Source organism: Lelliottia sp. RWM.1, assembly GCF_016859735.1.
Taxonomy (GTDB): domain Bacteria; phylum Pseudomonadota; class Gammaproteobacteria; order Enterobacterales; family Enterobacteriaceae; genus Enterobacter.
On record NZ_WLVC01000050.1, the window covers coordinates 1 to 18041 of the forward strand.

Annotated in this window: 20 protein-coding genes and 1 pseudogene; 14 read left to right on the forward strand and 7 right to left on the reverse strand. The window is 47.7% G+C overall.

Annotation, left to right across the window (positions count from 1 at the left end; translation table 11 throughout):
• Window positions 1–95 precede the first annotated feature (95 nt).
• Window positions 96–305, forward strand: a pseudogene (locus GF617_RS23085) (Tn3 family transposase); the annotation flags it as partial.
• Between the two features lie 84 nt (window positions 306–389).
• Window positions 390–1412, forward strand: coding sequence for an IS110 family transposase (locus GF617_RS23090; RefSeq protein WP_000156887.1), 1023 nt, complete (start codon window positions 390–392; stop codon window positions 1410–1412).
• A 321-nt stretch (window positions 1413–1733) separates the two neighbouring features.
• Here the strand turns inward: GF617_RS23090 and GF617_RS23095 are convergent, their stop codons facing one another.
• Together GF617_RS23095 and GF617_RS23100 are read right to left on the reverse strand one after the other, a co-directional pair.
• Window positions 1734–2018 (reverse strand): hypothetical protein, encoded by a 285-nt coding sequence (locus tag GF617_RS23095; RefSeq protein WP_203452525.1) that lies wholly within the window; start codon window positions 2016–2018, stop codon window positions 1734–1736.
• 73 nt (window positions 2019–2091) lie between these two features.
• A complete protein-coding gene (locus GF617_RS23100; protein ID WP_203452526.1) occupies window positions 2092–2862 on the reverse strand; it encodes a TraX family protein in 771 nt (256 codons plus the stop codon).
• Between the two features lie 407 nt (window positions 2863–3269).
• On the opposite strand from GF617_RS23100, the gene GF617_RS23105 reads away from it, so the two are divergent.
• From GF617_RS23105 to GF617_RS23120, 4 genes are all read left to right on the forward strand, one after another.
• The gene (locus GF617_RS23105; protein ID WP_203452527.1) at window positions 3270–4571 is read left to right on the forward strand and encodes a putative phage abortive infection protein; all 1302 of its coding nucleotides are present in this window, start codon (window positions 3270–3272) and stop codon (window positions 4569–4571) included.
• 132 nt (window positions 4572–4703) lie between these two features.
• Window positions 4704–5531 carry a ParA family protein gene (locus GF617_RS23110; RefSeq protein WP_203452528.1) on the forward strand — a complete coding sequence of 276 codons (828 nt, stop codon included), beginning with the start codon at window positions 4704–4706 and terminating at the stop codon, window positions 5529–5531.
• Window positions 5532–5819, forward strand: coding sequence for a hypothetical protein (locus GF617_RS23115; protein ID WP_203452529.1), 288 nt, complete (start codon window positions 5532–5534; stop codon window positions 5817–5819). It abuts the gene before it with no gap.
• A gap of 379 nt (window positions 5820–6198) precedes the next feature.
• Window positions 6199–6822, forward strand: coding sequence for an RES domain-containing protein (locus tag GF617_RS23120; RefSeq protein ID WP_203452530.1), 624 nt, complete (start codon window positions 6199–6201; stop codon window positions 6820–6822).
• Window positions 6823–6852: 30 nt separating this feature from the next.
• On the opposite strand, the gene GF617_RS23125 is transcribed toward GF617_RS23120, so the two are convergent.
• Complete coding sequence (locus GF617_RS23125; protein WP_239006591.1) at window positions 6853–7560, reverse strand: hypothetical protein; 708 nt, start codon at window positions 7558–7560, stop codon at window positions 6853–6855.
• A 21-nt stretch (window positions 7561–7581) separates the two neighbouring features.
• The gene (locus GF617_RS23130) at window positions 7582–7734 is read right to left on the reverse strand and encodes a hypothetical protein (protein WP_203452531.1); all 153 of its coding nucleotides are present in this window, start codon (window positions 7732–7734) and stop codon (window positions 7582–7584) included.
• 249 nt (window positions 7735–7983) lie between these two features.
• On the opposite strand from GF617_RS23130, the gene GF617_RS23135 reads away from it, so the two are divergent.
• The 5 genes from GF617_RS23135 (at window position 7984) to GF617_RS27590 (ending at window position 12329) form a co-directional block, all read left to right on the forward strand.
• A complete protein-coding gene (locus GF617_RS23135) occupies window positions 7984–8751 on the forward strand; it encodes a tyrosine-type recombinase/integrase (RefSeq protein WP_203452532.1) in 768 nt (255 codons plus the stop codon).
• Window positions 8752–8766: 15 nt separating this feature from the next.
• Window positions 8767–9861 carry a hsdR gene (locus tag GF617_RS23140; RefSeq protein WP_203452533.1) on the forward strand — a complete coding sequence of 365 codons (1095 nt, stop codon included), beginning with the start codon at window positions 8767–8769 and terminating at the stop codon, window positions 9859–9861.
• Between the two features lie 201 nt (window positions 9862–10062).
• Window positions 10063–11283 (forward strand): HEPN/Toprim-associated domain-containing protein, encoded by a 1221-nt coding sequence (locus GF617_RS23145; RefSeq protein ID WP_203452534.1) that lies wholly within the window; start codon window positions 10063–10065, stop codon window positions 11281–11283.
• Between the two features lie 186 nt (window positions 11284–11469).
• Window positions 11470–12066, forward strand: coding sequence for a hypothetical protein (locus GF617_RS23150; protein ID WP_239006592.1), 597 nt, complete (start codon window positions 11470–11472; stop codon window positions 12064–12066).
• A gap of 8 nt (window positions 12067–12074) precedes the next feature.
• The gene (locus GF617_RS27590; RefSeq protein WP_239006593.1) at window positions 12075–12329 is read left to right on the forward strand and encodes a hypothetical protein; all 255 of its coding nucleotides are present in this window, start codon (window positions 12075–12077) and stop codon (window positions 12327–12329) included.
• Window positions 12330–12700: 371 nt separating this feature from the next.
• Here the strand turns inward: GF617_RS27590 and repE are convergent, their stop codons facing one another.
• The 3 genes from repE to umuD all read right to left on the reverse strand — a co-directional run bounded on the left by repE (window position 12701) and on the right by umuD (window position 15599).
• Window positions 12701–13456, reverse strand: a complete 756-nt coding sequence (gene repE, locus GF617_RS23155; RefSeq protein ID WP_203452535.1) for a replication initiation protein RepE — start codon at window positions 13454–13456, stop codon at window positions 12701–12703.
• Between the two features lie 440 nt (window positions 13457–13896).
• On the reverse strand, window positions 13897–15168 hold the full coding sequence (locus GF617_RS23160) for a Y-family DNA polymerase (protein WP_203452536.1): 1272 nt from the start codon (window positions 15166–15168) through the stop codon (window positions 13897–13899).
• A complete protein-coding gene (gene umuD, locus GF617_RS23165; RefSeq protein WP_203452537.1) occupies window positions 15168–15599 on the reverse strand; it encodes a translesion error-prone DNA polymerase V autoproteolytic subunit in 432 nt (143 codons plus the stop codon). Before umuD ends, GF617_RS23160 begins: the two co-directional genes overlap by 1 nt.
• A gap of 230 nt (window positions 15600–15829) precedes the next feature.
• Here umuD and parM point away from each other — a divergent pair, with 230 nt between their 5' ends.
• The 3 genes from parM to GF617_RS23180 are packed head-to-tail and all read left to right on the forward strand — an operon-like array spanning window position 15830 to window position 17745.
• Complete coding sequence (gene parM / locus GF617_RS23170; RefSeq protein WP_203452548.1) at window positions 15830–16801, forward strand: plasmid segregation protein ParM domain-containing protein; 972 nt, start codon at window positions 15830–15832, stop codon at window positions 16799–16801.
• Window positions 16802–16803: 2 nt separating this feature from the next.
• Window positions 16804–17478, forward strand: coding sequence for a plasmid partitioning/stability family protein (locus GF617_RS23175; RefSeq protein ID WP_203452538.1), 675 nt, complete (start codon window positions 16804–16806; stop codon window positions 17476–17478).
• 3 nt (window positions 17479–17481) lie between these two features.
• Window positions 17482–17745 (forward strand): hypothetical protein, encoded by a 264-nt coding sequence (locus GF617_RS23180; protein ID WP_203452539.1) that lies wholly within the window; start codon window positions 17482–17484, stop codon window positions 17743–17745.
• The last annotated feature ends 296 nt before the right edge of the window (window positions 17746–18041 follow it).

The window sequence follows — 18041 nt, forward strand, 5'->3', positions numbered from 1 at the left end:
TCAGACGCCGGATAGATTCAAGCAAGCCAACTTGTCGTCAAAATCGGTGTTGCAAAAACGGGAGTGACCATAGATTCGTTTTCCAAGCGGACCCCTGGAATACCGTCTATATGGAAAGAGCGGTCGATGCCCTGAAGCGTAAAGGGGTGAAGATCAACGAGCAACTGCTGTCGCATTTGTCGCCGTTGGGTTGGGAACACATCAATCTGACAGGCGATTATATCTGGAAAAGCAACCGGGTCCCGGCTTCCGGTAAGTTTCGTCGGCTGAGGGCAGCTAAAGTAGAAAGGTCAAAACAACCTTAACGAATGGAAGGGACTTCCCCTGATTATGCGCCTGATTAACTCTTGTGCAATCATGGGGTACACATCGTCCCGGAGGAATTCGTTATGACTATCACGACTGTCGGTATCGATCTTGCTAAAAATGTGTTTGCTGTTCACGGTGTTGATCAAAATGGTAGAACTGTTCTGGTTAAGCCTAAAGTATCGCGTGCTGCACTTCCTGAGTTAATTGCAAGTTTGCCTCCCTGTGTTATCGGGATGGAAGCATGCTCCGGGGCTCACTACTGGGCAAGATTGTTTCGGCAGTATGGTCATGAGCCACGTCTGATGGCTGCTAAGTTTGTATCGCCTTATCGTATGGCCGGAAAATCAGGAAAAAATGATGCAGCTGATGCTCAGGCTATCTGTGAAGCTGTTCGTCGTCCGCATATGCGGTTCGTACCAGTGAAAGACGAAAGCCAGCAGGCCATGCAGTGTTTACATCGTACCCGTCAGGGTTTTATCGAAGAGAAAACAGCAACGTATAATCGTCTGCGAGGATTGATATCTGAATTCGGTGTCATCGCGCCACAAAGTGCTGATGCCCTGCGCCACATGGTTTCTGTGCAGAAGAGCTCTTTACCGCTTCAGGTTCAGCAATGTGTTGATGATTTGATGGAACACGTTGATCGCATTGAAGCTAACATCACTGAATATGACCGAATTTTGTCCCACATAGCCAAAACAGATCATCGCAGTCAGCGGCTGATGGAGCTAAAGGGCGTTGGTCCCACAACGGCCTGTGCACTGGTCGCCAGTATCGGTAATGCACATGATTTTAAAAATGGACGTCAACTGGCAGCCTGGCTGGGGCTGACGCCATCACAATACAGCAGCGGGGGAAAGTCGAAACTCGGCAGGATCACAAAAGCCGGTGATTCGTATCTGCGAACGCTTCTGGTTCAGGGGGCTCGTTCAGTGCTTATTGGCGCCGGGAAAAGGACTGACTCATTCAGCCGTTGGGTTTGTATGTTGGTTGAGCGCAGAGGGTACTGGCGGGCTGTTGTGGCCATCGCCGCCAAAAATGCGCGGCTGTGTTGGGCATCACTACATTACGGTGATGATTTCCGGCTGTACTCAGTCAACTAAAGCTCGAAGCTGTATAACCATCTGACCTGCAATTCGTTGATGATAAAGGGTTAGACCCCGTGAGGCCTATCTGGCTATTGTACAGGATATACGTATCCGCTTAACGAACAAGAACCTCACGCGCGTCTTTCATCAGGGCCCGAATCGATGACGATTCATCATGGCCGTTTATAGTACCGCAGTCTCTCCCCTTTATTTTTACTGAAGAGCAGACAGAAACCATAAATACCGGCTTTGACATGCCGGGGAAGTCCTTATAGTACAAAAATTTTCGATATCCAAACTGACCCCTGTCATATTATTTCGTCCGAAGTCCCTCGTCTACTTCACAAAATCTTCCGGTTTAACGGAGGGAACAAAATGAGATTCTTTCTCTTTAAAAGGAAGATACGTTGTCAGATACCAGATAATGATAACCATCATGCCAAAGCAGACAGATAACGAGGGCATGATAAAACTCAGGCTGTCGACCGCACATATCGTGTTTTCTAAACAAATCTGAGACCCGGAATCAGCAATGAATAATTCAAAAAAGCCGGCCCCGATAAAGGCGAAACCGGGGATCAATTCTAAATAAAACCAAAGCACAGAAAGCCATTTTTTCATCAGAATGTACATGCAGACCTCAGTTGTCAGATATGAAGCGGGTGAAAGAGTGACGTCAGCGTGCGTGGCGTTTTTAACGGATGCCCTGCACGATAACCGCAATAATAAAAAGATGTCCGGCATAGGCCATATAAAAAAAGTGCCGGGGCATAAAGCGCCGTTCGCCAGCAGGAAACAGCCAGTTGCTCATCGAGATGGCTGCCAGCGGGAGAATCAGGGTCGGTAAGGTGGCCAGCAACAATGTGTCTTCCGGCAGGCTCAGCAGGTGCGCAATCCCGTTCAGGCATAACAGTGACAGAATGCAAAGCGCTGTTCCTGCGCCACGTACTGCAGGGGGCTGCCTTCCGGTGACGTTGACCATGCCACAGGCCAGGGTTAAACCAGCCAGACCGTAACTGGCCGGACTCAGCGGCCAGACCAGGAGAGCCAACAGCAGTACGCCGGCCGCCAGTCCCTTCGCACCGAACCTGTACTGAAGGGCAAGCAGCTGCGTGACGCCGGCGAACACGAACAGGATATTCAGTGCCCACCAGGGTTGGTGTCCGACAAAGGCCTGGCTGAACACCGGCTGGGTGACTACAGCCCACATCCACAACCGGTTCGCCCTTGCCTGGAGACGCTCTGGTGTATGCTGCACGTTCATCGCCCAGATAAGCGTGAACAGGGGGAAGGCCATCCGGCCAAGCGCATACATCAGCGGTTCGGGCGGCGTCATCAGCAGGGTATTGGTGTGGTCGATCAGCATGGCGATAAGTGCCAGCACTTTGATCATGTCGAGCGCGGCAGGACTGAGAGCTTCTACTGTGTGAAACCGATGAAGGACGTCGGGAACCGGAAGGCTCATGCTGTGTATTCTCCTGGCGACACGCATTCAACAGCCAGCGCTGAACGTCATGCCAGAACGCCCTGCCGGTCAGCGATGTTACCTTTATTTTTAATTTTTCCAGAATCTTGCGCACCGCACATTCTGATTTATCACGCAGGACACGCATTGCGCCCGTGACATCATTATTCTGAACACATAAACTTAAAATGTGAAAACCGTTCATAAATCTACCTTTCTAAATCATTCCTGTATTATCGGCAGATTTATGGGGAAATTTATATTGAACTAATTTTTATTTAATAAATATTGAGGTAATATAATATCACAAGATTTTGATTCGGACATCTTCACCTTGATGAACCAAACAATTATTAATAACAAATCCAACGCTTAGATATTCTATATCAGCCACGCATGGAGTCGCAATGACAGATCTCAATCCAATTATTGAAACTTACAGCACAGCCGCTGCCGCAGCATTTGGTGCATTAAGTGCACTTGTGGCTGTTACAGCAATGATAAAAAACAGCCAGTTTTCAAGAGAAACTCTTAAGGAAAGCCAAAAAGCCAATGCACGCCAGACTTTTGAACAACGATATACCTTACTGCTTACTCAGCACAATGCTCTGCACGCAGCGCTCTGCACGTATCTTGATAATGAGCCTGAGATTAAAAATGCACATGGCGTTAGCTATAAACTCTCAAATTATAACAACTCAATTGGTGGGTTAGAACGGTATTTTTACTTTCTGACAGGACATGCAGTTATCAGTCCTTACATGAGAGTATTATTTCATTTACTGAAGCATATAAACTCCGACCCTTACATGACAGGCAAAACTGATTCTGAAAAACGCCTCTATTCATCCCCGCTTCGTTCCTGTATAAGAAATGATGTTTCTTTCCTGATTGCCGTAAATGCTCTCAATGTTCGTAGCGATAAAGTTAAAACGGCAGGATATCCGGAGTATCAAAAGTTACTGCACCAATTTAACTTTTTCGAACATACTGTTTTCTCAAACCCTCGCGAACCTAATGAACCTTACCCCGTTGATGCTTCATATTTAAAGGAGTTTCGAAAACTTTCTCTTGTTGAACAAGAATATGATTTCTTGAATACAAAAATTATTTCGGCTGCGGGTCCTTTCTGTGGGTGCTTTATTGAGAACATAAAGAAAGCTAAAATTGCCAGTCATGAAAATTACATTACTTATATAAAAGTGGGGCAACGGCCTCAAGATTTCCTTCCGACACCTCTTTTATCCTGTCTACTCGTGTATGCAACCCCTCATGAAAGTGCTTTCAGCACTGCTTTAGAGCGCTTTTTAGATAAAGTATTCGATATTTGCAAATCCAATTATATTTCTGAGAAAGCAGCGTTTGATAAATCGCAGGTTGTTTTAGAGTACATTGGCGGAGATTACACATATGACAAAGAAGAAATTAAGCCGATTAGTTCGTTAAAGATTTTAAAAGATCTTGCAGATGAAGAAGATATATCTAAACGGGTTGCAACCGTTCTTATGCGCCCCGAGATGTCGATTTCGGAAGGGATTAAACTCTCGGAGATCAGAGGCGAAATCGCTACCTACCATGAGATGCAATACATAATTTGGCCTCAAGATGAAACTATCTTTTTTCAAAATCTTAGAAAACAAATTTCTGCCGTCTGCGATCAGGCATTGAAGAGTTATCTATCTTCCTGTCAGTGTAAGTTTGATAACTGAGGCTACGATACCCTCCTCTGAATCTTGCCAGAACACGAGTTAAAAAGATTACTTGTGTATTACATTTGTAATGCTATAGTCCTTATCAACAACTACTATGTATTCCATTTTGCATCCCGTTAAGGAGCTGTCATGGCAGGTAAGAACACAGGATCATGGGCGAAAATCTACGCGATAATGAACAACAAAGGTGGCCCCGGAAAAACCAGCACGGCAACGAACCTCGCGGTCACGCTGGCCAGAAGCGGCAATAAGGTGCTTCTGGTTGATTCGGACCAGCAGGCCAACTCGACAGAAGTGCTGGCTAACGGTAAAAAATATTACTCCATGTTTGGTCCAACCATCTGCGACCTTTACAACAACCCGCGCACAGACATCCGGGACGTTATTGTTCCGGCCGTCGCGGGTGAAGCTCCTATTCCTAATCTTGATCTCATTCCTTCCGATCCCACCTTCGAAAAAATTATTGAGCAGACCCTCACCCGTAGCCACCGTGAGAAGATTATGGCCCGGCATCTGGAGAAAGTTCGTTCAGAATACGGTTACATTATTTTCGACTGCGCACCCGGACTGAACATTGCGACAGGCAATGCGATTTATATCGCAGACCATGTACTGGTCCCCGTTGACGGCGGAAGTTTCTCGTTGAGCGGGCTCGAAATTATGCTGGATTACATGGATGAGATATCCGAAACGGATTATTCCCGCTTCAGTGTTTTCCGGAATAACTTTAACGGTGCAAATAAAAAGATTAATGCGGTAATTGAGAAAGCACTGACCGAGCACCCGCGAATTGCGCCCCGTTTGCTTGAAACAAAAATAAGAACAGACCAGGCGATTGTTCAGTCGCAGGTCGCCTGTGTACCGCTTTTCTATTTCCAGAAAAGTGCATTATCCCTGAATGACTACAGTAAACTCGCCCGTGAGTTAGAAGCGCTGACAGAACAAGAGGTCGTATAAATGAGTAAGCCACTGGAACGTCCAAAACTGGAAAAACCTGAACGCGCGACGGATAACAGCAGTCGCCTGACCAGTTTCAGCGCGAAAAAGAAAAATACCACGGGTGAAAGTCCAAAAACTATCCGTATGACACCGGCTGAAAAGATTCTCGCACAAGAGCTGGTTGAGCAGATCCAGGCGCTGACACATAAGAACATCACGGTATCGACCTTGCTGCGGGCAGGTCTCTATCTGGCTCAGTCTGCTGGTCCGGAGAAAGTGCTCAAGGCAATTAAAGAGAACATCTGACCTCCTACAGTTGTAATTCATATGAAATACAAATGTATTCGACAGAGGTTATCTGAAACACCTCTTCATCCCATAAAACGTCCTGGTATAAGGGCGTTTTTTTTTGCCATGACACCTGCAGAATCTGCGGCTTAACATATATGAAGCTAACGCTTTCCCTACCAGAATGCGTGGTTTATCGCAATTTTTCCTCTGCCTTTCCCCTCCCTAAGTAAAACCTGTTTCAGGTCATGTATTATATCCCCAGTCGTCAGCTTAACGGGCGACAAATCCCCGTTATCCCTGCCCTGCAGGGCATAACACACTCAAAAACTCTTAGAGGATTTCCCTATGGAAACTCAAAGAATCAGATATAGAAACTTTACAGAAGGAATCACCCATGTATCTATTTACCGAGGACCTACGTAATGTAGTAGCTCAAATCATTGCCGACACTGAAATCTCTGATAGTGGTATTTTCAAAAAATTAGCTATTGAACATGATTTTTACAAGGTGCAGGACCAGTATTACAGTGGAAATGGTATTCATTTCAATTCGGAATCGGAAACCCGCTTTTCACTACGCAACAAATCCAAAGGTGTAATGTATCTGGCCACCACGGCATTTACAGGACTGAAAGAGTTTTATCAAGATGCTGATTTCGTTGCAACCAAGGATCTTGAGAACAACTGTATGGCGGTGATTCAGGCAGCCCGCACAATCAATATTATTGATTTAGCTGCCCTGGCACCCCATCTCAAAACTACGCTAGGTTCTTTGATGGGATCGAATGCTGTCTATGAGGATACTCAGTGGCTGGCCGAGGTCTTGTCTCAATATGCTGATGGTATTGAATATTTGTCTCAACACACCGGCAACCCCTGTATCGCGCTGTGGTCAGACGTCGCTCAAGGTAACGGAATGCTGAAGAATATCTCAGTCACACCGCTAAGTAAGTTCAGCCTTGACGGAAAAAGTACGCAGACGATCTTAAAATCAAAGCTGAGTATTTATACTCTCTGAGATTGAAAATGGGCCTTACGGCCCATTTTTTTACATGGTGTGGTTGGTTCCGAAGTTATCGGCCAGTATCCTGAAATGCGCCATTTCTTCCGGTTTCACCCCCCGTCGCAGAGCCTCAATAATAGAGACTTTTGTCTCGGTACCTGGAATATCGACTTTGCGTGTAAAGAAGTGACATTTACGTACTTCACTCACCTGATGTTTAAGCAGGGCTAATAATTCAGGAACGCCGGCCAGCATGCCGCCTTCTGAATTTTTCTCAGAGGTGCAAAACTGAAAAACCGGATACAGGTTCTCAGCACCCCATTTAATGAATATCACTTCACCACGATTACCCTTTTTAATCAGGGTCGGCACAGTCGTCGATAAAATTTTAATGACGGCGGAAGACTTGTGTACTCCGCCGGATTTCTCCAGCGACTTAAGAAACAGCTCTCTGGCTTTTGCGCGATCTTCCTGCTCCTGTTTTTCAGGAGTTTTTACATTAATTAACGTCTGCAGCTGAGCCTGCTTTCTTAATTCGGCCCAGAATTCTTCATCCTGCAGCGTAAGCATATCCATCAGCTGTTCGCGTGGCAGTTCCTGCAATGCCTCAACGAATTTGGAACCCACATTGTGAATGCGGGCCAGTAACAATTGATTTTCAGTGTGCTCAGGGCTTTTGAGGTGAGCACGGGCTTTAGATGTGTAACTTGCGTTTGTCATAGTCGCCTCGTCTCGGGTATTTAAGATTTCCATGAATCAAGAATACACAAAATCTTAAAAAAGTGCAATTTCTGCACTTTTTTCATCTTCTGGAAATCGTGCATTCCGTTTTCTGCTATTTCCGGAAAGCATCTTCCACTGAGGGCAGTTTGTCACAAAACACACCATATGGTGCCCGCCCTGACCGATCACCACAATATCGGGCATAAAAGGATCTTCTCTGGATCGTGTTTCATATTGGCATCCGGTTTAATTGTTTCCGCTTTATGGTATATATACATAATTCGGAAATTCAGCACACGTGCCGCTGCGGGTTTTTTCCGTGGCATCATCGGTCGCCAGCAGCGAAAATGAGCACAGATAATTATCTCATTGCGCTGCGTGATAATGCCTAGGGTTACTGAATGGTAAGCCTGGTCAGATTTCGTGCAGAGCATCCTTACCACCTGGAGCGTTATGAATCTTCCCACTTTTCATCATCACTCCCCTGTCCTACAGACACCCGGTCTGCCGGCCGGATTTGATTATGGGCGGGCACTGTCCCTGCGCGAGATGGCGCGGCACTACACCGAGATGCCGAAATATCTGCTGGCGCCGGAAGTCACCGCCCTCCTCCACTATCTGCCGGACTGGAATCAGCATGCGTTCATCAACACACTGTGGAACACCGGCGCGCGCCTAAACGAAGCACTGGCCTTAAGACGAAGGGATTTTCACCTCAATGAGCAAATCCCTCATGTGGTTCTGCGTACTGCCAAACAGCGTCGCAGCAGCGGCGGTCGCCCGAAAAAAGGTAGCAGCCCAAACCGCGTAGTCCCCCTTTCCGATCCGGCCTATGTCGATGAGATGCGCCGGCTGTTCGCCAGCACCAAAGAGCAGTTTGAAGAAGATAATCTCTCCGGTGAGCGGCGGGCGATGCCGATCTGGGGGATTTCCGACCGGACGGTAAGAAACTGGCTCGGACGCGCGGTCGATGCCGCTGGCCGCGACGGTGTGCGGTTCAGCATCACCGTTATTCCTCACGCGTTCCGGCACAGCTTCGCGATGCACCTTTTATATGGCCATGTTCACCCGAAGATCCTGCAGGGGCTGATGGGGCATGAGAAGTTTGAGAGTACCGAGGTCTATACGAAGATATTTGCGCTCGATGTCGCTGCCAGTCAGCAGGTCCGGTTCTCACTTGACACTCAGGATGCGCTGCAGCTGCTGCGCGGAAATAACTGACATAAGGAAGGATACATGTCCAATCACTACCGCGATTTAAGTTATGAACCCCAGCGTCCGGAACTGAGTCAAGATGTTAAGGCGCTCATTGATAACGGACTGGATTTTCTGGAAAAGGCACTTGAAGAACTTGAATCGTCTAAACCGAAGTTTTCGGTTGTCAGTTTCTGGACGGCGGTTGAGATCCTGCTGAAAGTACCTCTTGTCCACGAACACTGGACGCTGGCATGTACCGGAAAAAAAATTGTTCGGAGCAAGTACCTTGCCGGCGATTTTCAGTCTGTCACTTACGACGATACCTGTGCCCGTCTCGGGGATATCCTCGAGAGGCCATTACCTAAAGCCACTATGGAAGTTTTCGACAAAATCAGACAGCACCGTAACCGCATGGTGCATTTCTATCACCCCTCCTTCACCGATGCTGAGCAGCATCAGATCCAGAAGGAACAGGCAGATGCCTGGTTTGCACTCAATCGTCTGATGCGCGATGAGTGGAAATCATTTTTTGAGGTGCGCTTAAGGTGGAGACTTGCTCACAATGAAACCTCCATGCTCAGAGGGAATGCTTTTTATGCTGCAGTCAGACTGAAACATATTCAGCCAGAGCTTGATGAACTTGCCAGGAATGATACTGAAATACAGGACTGCCATCAGTGTAAGCAGAGGGCGTTAGTCACGATTAAAGAGCCAGCTGCTGACGCTCGGTATGTTTTAGAAGATACAACCTGCAAGGTCTGCTTCGTTTCCACACCACACATCTTAATCGTTTGCCCGAAATGTAATAAGAACCAGGTCCTGTTTAATGGAGAGGACGACTTTGTGTGCATTGAATGTGGGTTCAATAGCAGCAGAATGGCATTGCTGGATTCCCCACTGCGAACTATTGATGAACAGACCCAAAATTTACTCCCCGCCGGATGTACAAATTGTATGAGTCCAGAGAGTGTCTGTAAATCAGGCGATGGATATCTGTGTGTGGTGTGCTTGGCGTTTTATCAAGAACTTAAACAGTGCGGGCATTGTCATCATTACAGTGATTTCGTCCCGGAGTTAAGCTTCATGAGCGGGTGCGCGTTTTGCGAAGGAGATACAGACTTCCTTAACGGCTGAATCTCATACAATTAAAGGATTACATTTGTATTACATGTGTATTCGACATTGTTTTTTTTGAATTCAATTTGTAATACATGAGTAATTCATTTGTATTCTAAATCACAGCGCCGATGTATGAATTAAAATTTTACATGTATTCCTTTTGTAATCTTTTTGTATTTCTTTTGTACTCCATTCACATTGTGTATATAGGTATATATGTCAACATGGACAAGCATTACTTTAGGTAATTTTAATTTTTCAGATACCCAGAATGGTTTCGATAAATGGTATTTTCTTGAAAGCGATCGCGTCAGGGAAGTGAGCAAAAATGACGACGCAGGTAAATTCTGTAGACCGTTTACTGGATACAGAACGACAGTAGCGGAAATGCGTAGAAGACTCTGTGAACAAGGGATTAATCTAGCTTCGATTGAATTGGATTTCTCACGTTGTCTCAAAAACTGGAGAAATAAGTACGAAAAGGAGTTAATACATCTTGAGGATGCTCCTTCAGAAGGGGGCATTCTTGCCCTCGTACAAAAGGAATGGTTTAAGCAGGTATTACCTGCATTGCAATTTGGATTACTGGAAGACTGGCTATCGAGACTGCATAAAGCCAACGAATGGCCAGAGGTGCCAACCACAGATTTCCTGCTCTATAAATGGAAAGAAACAAACGACCCAATTCTGTCTCTGATGCTGAGTACAACTGACCCATCCGTCGATGTGATATGCCACTCAGGTTTTAATTTTCCCTGTTCCGATCCTGATTTTTACGCGCTCGCAGTCCTTATGGTTAGCGACGATGATGCTCTGTGCGAACTCAATCTACATGAGCTTATTGCCGATGGCATATTACCTGACTTTGATGACCTGGAAGAGCAAATGGCTCGTGAAACCTTACATCTAAGGTTCGCAAGGAAGAGTATTGAAGACATACGCTATCTGATGCAGTCAGAGCCGCTAAATCTGGTCCTGATGCGAATGTGTTATTCCGGAATTATTACAGTCATGGAGGCTTACCTTTCTGACATTTTTATCACCTCAGTAACACGACCGCAGGTAAGACGACGATTTGTGGAAAACCATGACAAATTCAAGTCCGGGAAAAAAGAATCTCTGTCAGAGGTATTTAAGCAACTTGACGACTTAGACAAGACAATAGAAAAGGAGCTTTTTCAGTTGTCGTTCCACCACATTCCAACAGTTACTGAACTCTACTCGAATTGTCTTCATATAGAGTTCCCAGAAGTGATGAAGAATGAAATCGGCAAAGCCGTAATGCTCCGTCACGATATCGTTCACCGTAACGGAAGAAGTAAACAAGGAGAACCTCATACCATCAAGAGTGAGGATGTGAAAGCGCTGGAAAAACTTGTCACCAACCTAATATCCTATGTTGATAAAAACATACTTGACTCCCTTAAGTTACCTTGAAAGAAAGCCAATGCTTTAAATTAATTAACTATATGATAAATATTGATATGTATTATATAAATCAAATCGAATCATCATGAATTTGCATTTCTTTTGAATTTCTTTTGAATTTCTTTTGTATCTAATTTGTATTTCTTTTGTATTACATATTATTGTTTTGTAACCATCTTAAACAGGAGTGAAGGTATGAGACTTGTCTGGAAAGAAGCGCCAAGAGGGCGCCTGGAACGACATTTAAATGTAACGGAAAAGGAATCCCTGCTGCATGTATTCAGTCACGCCAGAAAACCATCACAGGCAGATTTACGCATCGCTAATGCCATACTGGAAGAGATGGACAGAAAGGAACTGTGGATAGAATGCGACTGCGTTGAACCTGATCAGTACCATAAAGGCCCCTATAACTGTGAAGTAAAAAGGGCAACGCTAAGACACTTAGAAAAATCCAGAAAGCATGATGAAGCGTGTCCTTTGTACCGGATGAAGAAAGAGAGAGACGCAGACTCAACGTCCCACGAAGGTAAAACAAGCCCGCTTGATCCAATCGGTGGAGACGACTGGCTGCCTGACAGAAAAGAAAAAGCCAGAATCAAACCAGGGGACGAGCCAGCTCAGCCACTAAAGGCTATGCACATGCGGCCTTGTCGTTTGATAACCCGGTGCCGGTTGACAGTAACCTGGAAAAGACCACTCTTAAGACAATCATTAGTGCCTGCGAATTCGCTTCTCGCAAGACAAATCACCCTGAATCTCTCAGCCTCAGCAAGCCACTGTTCACGATGAGAACTGTGATGGATGGGATTGAAGAAATTATTCATCCGGATTTTATTTTGAACGTGGCGCCGGCTGGCAAGCAAACAGTTAATACGTTGATCATTGAAACGATGGGATATGACTCAGCTGATTACCTCGAGAGAAAGGCCGATACGCACAACTTTATGCGTCAGGTCGGGACACTGCTGACAGACCCACCTGACTGGCCAGAACCGGTACAAACAACATTTAACAGTATTCTTCTGAAGCACATCTTCAGGGCAGGGAGGTAACTGTTTTGCTCCAGGTACAAGCAACGCTTATTTGTACTTCAGGTAAGTCAGGACAACAGTGACAATTTACCCTCAGATGTATCGAGGAAGAGCCGGTGCCACAGCCATCAATTCTGTGACAATTTGCCCTGAGTATGTAAATCAAATTCCTGATGGTTTTGACGATTAACAGTGACAATTTGCACAGATTTATGGTCGATGAGGAGATCAGGGGGATATTGGATGTGTGGTGAAACCGCTTAAATGCATCTCAGTCATAATTAAACGAGACAAATTGCCCTTAGTTAATAACTAACCTGTGACAAACAACCCTCATTCAACATGTTTAATGTGACGTTCTGCACTCACAAGGGTGACAAATCACCCTTAGCTCAAGACGGTGAAATTGAAGTTATATCACTGAAAGAAAAGACTATATGTGTCGTTATTCTCCCTTTCTTCTTTTCAATATAAGACAACCGCATTGGCGTTCTGCTGTTTATCTCGTCGACACTTGCCTGCAGGAAGCGACGACGGAAGTCCGGCATACGCTGGTAGCTCTGCGGGAGCTGGTAGCGTTCCATAATCCAGTCGATTTTAAGAGAGACAACGCCAGAGCCATCGGCCTTTCGGTACTGACACAAGGACTCATACAGGCGCATTGCATAGGGATTCGTGATCTCTTTTGTCTCACTCAGCCTAAATTGCGTGAAGCGGTTCTGAAGGCCAATGAAGAAAGGGATCAGATAGGGATTGATATGGACACTATAAAGACCTCTTGAAGGGCTGTGTGCACGCTTGATGAACCAAGGAAAGGATTCATATCCTTTTTCATCTCCAGCGTCCTCTTCAGGGCGATAAAACACCACTTCTTTACCGGCAAATCCCTTAAGAGCCTGACGAATATCCTTACTGGCCTCTGCGGATGTCAGGCCAAAGGTTGAGGCATACTGCGCCACCTGGATTTCACATATACCATCATGTTCCTGTAGCGTGCCATCAGACTTACGGATCTGATCTACAAACAAATACAGCATACGTTTCTGGTCGCGAGAAAGACTGTATGCAGCCTCAGTCAGTTCATTCGACTGGACAATTCGCGGACTATTTCTACGTTTTTTTTGGTTAATAACCGCAACTTCCGTCATGACAGATCCGTGTTAAGTGTGACAGGTTTTTAGATTGTCACACCTTTCAGAAAAGAGTCAACACCGGGGGATAACTTTGTGCAATCCATCTATCTCTGAGGGCAATTTGTCACAGGGTTGAGGGCATTTTGTCACGTAAAAGCGCGGTGGTGAGGGTGACTTGTCACACTCAAAGGGCATTTTGTCACACTGAACCGTCCACAACCCCCGTGGTTGCTAGCCTGAAGGCCTCTCTAAAAAGGTAAACCTAAAACTATTGAAAAAGATCTTATAAAAACAAGGCCGTGGATAAGTGGATAACTCGAGAGAACATGACATACATAACCCAGAGCGTAAGCAGAATATGTTCATTCAGTCCCCTGGTGCTTCCTCGCTCACTCGCGGGCTTTGCCCGGTCGTTCGGCTGCGGCGAGCACTGTCAGCTCTTTCAAAAACGAAGCTTAACTGATCCTGGCTGTTGGAATATCTTTCCAGCGCGTCGTGTAAGCAGGAGAAAGCATGTCCCTTTTCATCTGCCACGATGGTGCAATGCCTCGCCCGGCGAACCAGACGTGTCCCAGAGCTGACTGATTTATACCATCGAGAACCTTCATCAACTCCGCACTGTGGGGGCGGGGGGGACGTTCGTCGAACAGCTGCAGCTGAGAGACACCGGAACCGGTGAAGTCATTCAGCATGACACCCGCTTTCGCATACCGGTGCCCGTCTTTCCAGATACGCTCCAGTGCTGTGGTTGCGGCCGCAACAATGTCACGGGTGTCCTGGGTGGGCGTGAGCAGTTTTTCAGTGGCCACGTTGCCGTAGTAGGGCTCCCTGACGGCGAAAGGAGAGGTTTTCACGAAGACAGAGATATGCCGGCAATATTGTCGTTCTCCCCGCAGCTTCTCTGCGGCCCTTTCTGCGTACTGGCAGACAGCCTGACGAAGAGATTCATACTCCGTAATTTTTTCGCCAAAACTTCTGCTGCAGACGATCTGCTGTTTGGTTGGAGGTGCTTCCTCAAGCGCAATGCAACTTTCGCCATTCAGTTCACGAACGGTACGTTCCAGCACAACAGAAAAGTTATTTCGCACAAACGTCGGGTTTGTCAGGGCCAGGTCGAGCGCTGTCTTGATCCCCAGGACATGTAGTTTTTTCGCAATACGGTTTCCCACTCCCCAAATTTCCTCCACCGGTTGCAGCGAGAGTAGTTTTCGTGTGCGGGCAGGGTTTCCGGGTGTCAGGGCGAGAACGCCACGGAACTGTTTCCATTCCTTGGAGGCCCATTGTGCTGATTTTGCTAAACTTTTAGTAGGTCCCGCTCCCACTCCAATGGTCAGGCGTGTGCAGTCATAGACGTGCTGGCGCAGCTGCCGGCCGAAGTCTTCCAGATCCATGCAGTGTTCCACGCCAGTCAGGTCGAGGAACATCTCGTCAATACTGTACTGCTCTACTCTCGGAGCCAGCTCTTCCAGACAGCTCATCACCCGTGCTGACATTGAAGCGTACAGCTCGTAGTTACTTGAAAATACGTGTATTTTTTCCGGATAGGCGTTGTTCTTTATCTGGAACCACGGAGTGCCCATTTTTATCCAGGGCTTTGACTCCGCGCTTCTTGCGATCACACAGCCATCGTTATTGCTGAGCACCACCACCGGTTTTCCCTTCAGATCCGGGCGAAACACCCGCTCACAGCTGGCGTAAAAGCTGTTCACATCGGCCAGGGCGAACATCAGTACATCTCCCGTGGACGGTGAATGATGTGGGTCACAACGCCGAAGATATCCAGTTCGTCGGGGTCCGGATAAATCGGGGACCAGGCGGCGTTCATGGGCTGCAGGACCAGCTGCGGCCTCAGCAACAGCCGTTTGACGGTAAACTCACCCTGCAGACTGGCTACCACAATATCGCCATGCTGCGGCTTCTCAGCACTGTCCACGACCAGCAAATCTCCGTTGTACAGACTGCCGTCTGACATGCTGTCTCCGCTTGCACGCAGATAGTAGGTGGCGCTCGGATGGCGGATACAGTACTCATGCAAATCCAGATCGGCGGTGACGTAATCCTGGGCCGGGCTGGGAAAACCACAGCTGGCCAGGTCTGAAAACAACGGATGGGTCTTCGGCGGGATGTCTTTTCCCGGACTGAGAAGCTGCAATTTCATGTTTCCTCCTGATGTCAAATACACTGGTTATAAACACAGTATATTTGACACTTCGCCGATAAGCCAGAGCGTCAGGGACGTGCTCGTAGTGCGCGTTGTAAGTTGCTCAATAAGATAGAAAATATCAATGTGATGCCTTTTAGTTGTTCATTATGAGAAATAAGGCTTTTATATTCTCGTTTTGATTTTATAATAAGTATCAAATTGAGTTTAATTGATGGAGCATAATGATGAATATTTACTGCGATGATGGTTCGACTAATGTTAAGCTGGCATGGTTTGAGGGTGACGCGCTGCTGACCCGGGTCTCTGCAAACTCTTTCCGGCATGGCTGGAAAGTGGCGGAATTCAGTATGGCGACGTTCAACTATCAGGTCGGGACGCTGAAATATACCTGGGACAGTGTCAGCCGCGATGCCATCCCGACCACAAACGTGGATTATCAGTACGGCGATCTCAACCTGCTGGCCGTGCATCATGCCCTGCTGAGCAGCGGACTTGAGCCGCAGCCGGTGAGCCTGACGGTCACGCTGCCCCTGAGTGAGTATTACGACGGGGACTGTCAGCGTAATGAGGAGAACATCCGCCGCAAACGGGAAAACCTCATGCGTGGGCTGACTATCAATAAGGGCACGGCATTCACCGTGACGGACGTGAAGGTCATGCCGGAATCACTGCCGGCGGCGTTCACCCGGCTTGCTGAACTCCAGCCCGGACCGGGTGAAACCACCCTGATTATCGATCTCGGTGGAACCACGCTCGATGCGGGTGTGATTGTTGGCCAGTTCGATGATATCAGTGCAGTACACGGCAATCCCTCAGTCGGGGTGTCACAGGTGACACGTGCAGCAGCAGGCGCACTGCGTGCTGCCGACAGTGAAACCAGTGCCATGATTGCTGACACGGTCATCCGTAACCGGAATGACCGTGATTATCTGCAGCGTGTGATCAACGATGCCGGTAAAATTGATGATGTCCGGAATAAGATTGCAGAGGCGATTACTTCCCTGGGAGCGCGTGTCACCAGTGAGCTGACGGCCTTCAGGAATGTTAACCGGGTATTCCTGGTCGGGGGAGGGGCATCTCTCATTGAAGAGGCTATCCGTCAGGCGTGGCCTCTGGCTCCTGACCGTATAGAGGTTATTGGCGATCCGCAGCTGGCTCTGGCCAGAGAGATTGCCCTGTACAATAAAGAGGATTAAACGTGCCGGACGGCCAGTATTCTTTCTATCTTCACAGCGACGATTACACCGATATCGCGGCAATGGCGACGATCAACACCATCTCGCAGCCCCTGCGCGGTGATTTTATCCGAACCGTCACCACCGCAGGCGCGGTGGTGTACCAGATCGACACCCGTTTACCGGCACTCATCCCGGTATTCTTTGATGGTCAGCTGAGCGCCTGCCGGCTTTACGCCTTAATGGCGCTGGTATCCGGAAGATGGTCGTCATTGTCCGGGTTACCGGATGAGCCGGACTCCGGCATGACGGCACTGACAGTCTCGCCGGAGGCTGAATCCCGGCGCCGGCGTTACACCCTGGCGCTTCAGGATGACCGGAGCAGTGAACGGGTCGAAAGCCTGCTGTCGGGTGTTTCATCCCGTCTGCGCGGTGAACTGCTGAGAAACCTGATTATCACCGGTCTGGCGCTGCATACGATGGCGCCCGAACTGCCGCGTCTGTTGGCCAGCATGCCGGTTCCGCCCGCGTCGGTCAGGGAGCTGCAGGTTCTGGTTCAGCAGATGGCTGGCTCCGGGATGACAGGCGCGGGCTCTGCGGCGGTCATCCCGGAGAAACCGGTATCGTCAGTCACTCCGTCAACGGATACGCAAACCGCCGGGATAAAGAAAAATATGCGAAGGGCATTCGGAGAGTGAAATATGTCAGTCATTAAGCGAACGGCCGAGCAGTTCATTCACCATATTCTGCGCGCCAGGAACGTCCCGGAAGCCAAGTGGCCTGAACGGGTAAAAAAAACCGGCAGAGGGATGATGTTGCTCGGCGTGGCCACTGTCGTGCCATTACTTCTGGTTGATGATATCTCACTGCCGGTGACGATCGCGCTACAGCTCTGTTACGCTGTGCTGCTCTGCGTCGGCGTTATTCTGGCGTTTGACAATAAAAAGTCTGACGGTCGACCGTGAGGATAAACATCCTTTGAAAAGGAAACAGTATTCAATCTGAAGCGCTGAAAGATGAAGACCGGACTCTGGTTTTTATAGTCTTACAGGTGCTGCACCTCAGTGATGAATCCGGCACAGCGCCGGGTTACATAAAAAAACGGCAGGGTGACATCTCATCCCTGCCGTCGAATCGTGTAGCGTAATTTTTCGGCGATTATAGGGCATTTAATTGTGATGTAAATCACATTTATGTTTTAAGGCAAACCCTCCGAAGAATATATTCCTGAGTATTTTCAAGGCTTGTACTGACAGGCAGT